The following is a 2,630-nucleotide window of genomic DNA, read 5'->3' as shown; positions in this document are numbered from 1 at the left end:
CGTGCGGGAATGCCGGGTGTTTTCCGGTGCCTCGCTGTGAATACTCGTGTGCGTGATGGCCGTTTTCTGCACGCGAGGCTGCGGGTGCCACTGGGCATCCGGCATTCCCCACGCCCTCTGTTGGGCGGGAAGTTCTGGCAACAGCTCGGGCGCACTGCGCCGCGGGACGTCAATTCGCGTCTGGAACGACGGATTTGTCATACCCGGGCTAAAGCGCCAACGGGTCCGCGCAAAGCGCGCGGCCCGATAAGCGATCCAGGCCGCCTATCCGCCGTCTGGCGCGAAGCAAAGTAACCACACGGCTCCGTTCGCAACGGGGTCTTTGTCCCGACACCCAAGAGCCAAAAAGGAATGACTGTGGCCTTAACCTTTGATACGCTCGGCTATTCCAAGCATCTGCAGGACGCGGGCATCCCGCAGGCCGCAGGCCGAAGCCCACGCCGAGGCAACGCGAGATTTCGTCATGCAAGAACTGGCCACCAAGGCCGATCTCGACAAGCTCAAGTCCGAACTGACTGTCCGTCTCGGCAGCATGATCGGAGCTGGCGTCGCCATACTGGCTATCCTACAACGCATCCACTGAAGCCTTTCAATCCCGAATACGGAGCGCGCCCGTTCAGAGGCTCCGCGCGTCTTCGCGCAGATGTCCCGGCCATGACGAAATCCTTGCTCGGCTGTTTGAAAAGTGCATCGGAATTTGTAGGGTGGGCAAAGCCATCGGGTCGCGCGAATGCGCGGACCGATGGCGTGCCCGCCAACTTAAGAATCATTTCAAGCAACAGGTGGTGGGCAACGGCGCGAAGAGCGCCTTTTGCTTAACCCTACGACTCTGACACAGGAACCTGTGCCTGTTTCGGCACCTGTATTAACAGGGCTTAACAGGGGAAAGGTGCGGTCTTTTTGGTGACACAACTTTCCCGCGAAGACGGCTTAACGATGCTTCCTCAGTCCGCCCTCGGCGAATACGTAGACCGCGCCCTGCTCGATGAGCAGATCGGCGGCGCGTTCCGGCCTCTCGATGCGGAGCGCCACCATCAGCGCCCGCGCGGTGCCGCCATGGGCGACCGCGACGGTATCGGCGCTCAGCTGGCTGTACCACTCGCTCATCCGCGCCTCTGCCGCGGCATAGCTTTCGCCGCACGGCGGCGGCACGGTCCATTTCTCGGCCTGGCGCGCCGCAAAGATTGCGGGGTCGGCCAGTTGCGCCTCCGCCAGCGTCGCGCCTTCCCAATTGCCGTAACTGATCTCGCGCAGACGGTCGTCGATCGCATAGTCATCGGGCGGCAGCCGCAAGCTGCCACGCACCAGTTCCATCGTGACCCGGGCGCGGAGCAGCGGACTGGCGACGAACGAGAGCGGCTGCCCGCCGCGGCGATCGCGCGCGAGACCGCCGAGGATCAAGCCGGCCGTGACGGCCTGCCTGCGGCCGAGATCGTTGAGCGGAATATCCCGCCCGCCCTGCAGCCGGCCTTGCGCGTTCCACTCGGTTTCGCCATGGCGAATGTAGTAGATCGTGGGCCCCGGCATCGAATGGAGGTTATTCCTTGCTCAGCGAATTGCCGAGGGAAATGTCGGGTGCATCCGGCCGCTTCATGCCGACGATGTGATAGCCGGAATCGACGTGATGGACCTCGCCGGTAACGCCGCGGGACAGATCGGAGAGCAGATAGAGCGCGCTGTCGCCGACTTCTTCCGTGGTCACGGTGCGCCGCATCGGCGCATTATATTCGTTCCATTTCAGGATGTAGCGGAAATCGCCGATGCCGGAGGCCGCCAGTGTCTTGATCGGTCCGGCCGAAATCGCGTTGACGCGGATGTTCTTCTCGCCGAGATCGGCCGCGAGATAGCGCACGCTTGCCTCCAACGCCGCCTTGGCGACCCCCATCACGTTATAATGCGGCATCCACTTCTCGGCGCCATAATAGGTCAGGGTCAGGATCGAGCCGCCATCGGTCAGAAGCTTTTCGGCGCGCTGCGTGATCGCGGTCAGCGAGTAGCAGCTGATCAGCATGGTCTTGGAAAAATTCTCGGCGGTGGTTTCGAGATAGCGGCCGTCGAGCTGGTCCTTGTCGGAGAATGCGATTGCATGCACCACGAAGTCTATTCGGCCCCATTCTTCCCTGAGCACATCGAACACGGCATCGATGGTTGCGGGTTCGGCGACGTCGCAATGGCCGAGCAGGAGGCCGCCGATTTCCTTCGCCAGCGGCTCGACCCGCTTCTTCAGCGCGTCGCCCTGCCAGGTCAGCGCGATTTCCGCGCCGGCCGCATGGCAGGCCTTGGCGATACCCCAGGCGATCGAGCGGTTATTGGCGACGCCGAGTATCACTCCCCGCTTGCCCTGCATCAGCCCCGAACTTTTCGCCATCGGCTCTCCAATCGACCCCGGTCAGGTCTGGAGGTACACCAGCGCTTCCCCGGGGTACAGCCTAAATCCGCGCTCGTGAGCGCCGGAATAGCGCCGTCTCTTCGGTGTTATAAGCGTGAGGGCGTTCGCGTCGCCGATGTGAGGAGCGCGGCCGGACAACCCAGGATCGGGCGTCGATGACCGCGTTTCGCCAAAGTGTCGAAGCCATGATTCCGGCACTGCGCCGGTACGCGCGCGCACTGGCGCGCGATGCCGATATCGC

At 63.0% G+C, this 2,630-nt stretch carries 2 protein-coding genes and 1 pseudogene; 1 reads left to right on the top strand and 2 read right to left on the bottom strand.

Annotation, left to right across the window (positions count from 1 at the left end; translation table 11 throughout):
- Window positions 1–930 precede the first annotated feature (930 nt).
- Window positions 931–1,527, bottom strand: a complete 597-nt coding sequence (locus ABSG20_RS34235) for a histidine phosphatase family protein (RefSeq protein WP_423868856.1) — start codon at window positions 1,525–1,527, stop codon at window positions 931–933.
- A gap of 10 nt (window positions 1,528–1,537) precedes the next feature.
- Window positions 1,538–2,368, bottom strand: coding sequence for an enoyl-ACP reductase FabI (fabI, locus tag ABSG20_RS34230; RefSeq protein ID WP_423868855.1), 831 nt, complete (start codon window positions 2,366–2,368; stop codon window positions 1,538–1,540).
- A gap of 176 nt (window positions 2,369–2,544) precedes the next feature.
- Between fabI and ABSG20_RS34225 the strand changes: the two are divergent.
- Window positions 2,545–2,630 (top strand): annotated as a pseudogene (locus ABSG20_RS34225) (sigma-70 family RNA polymerase sigma factor); the annotation flags it as partial.

Origin of the sequence: Bradyrhizobium sp., assembly GCF_049512235.1 — a bacterium.
GTDB lineage: Bacteria > Pseudomonadota > Alphaproteobacteria > Rhizobiales > Xanthobacteraceae > Bradyrhizobium.
Note: the sequence above shows the minus strand (reverse complement) of the source record. Positions and strands in the feature narration are given on the sequence as shown.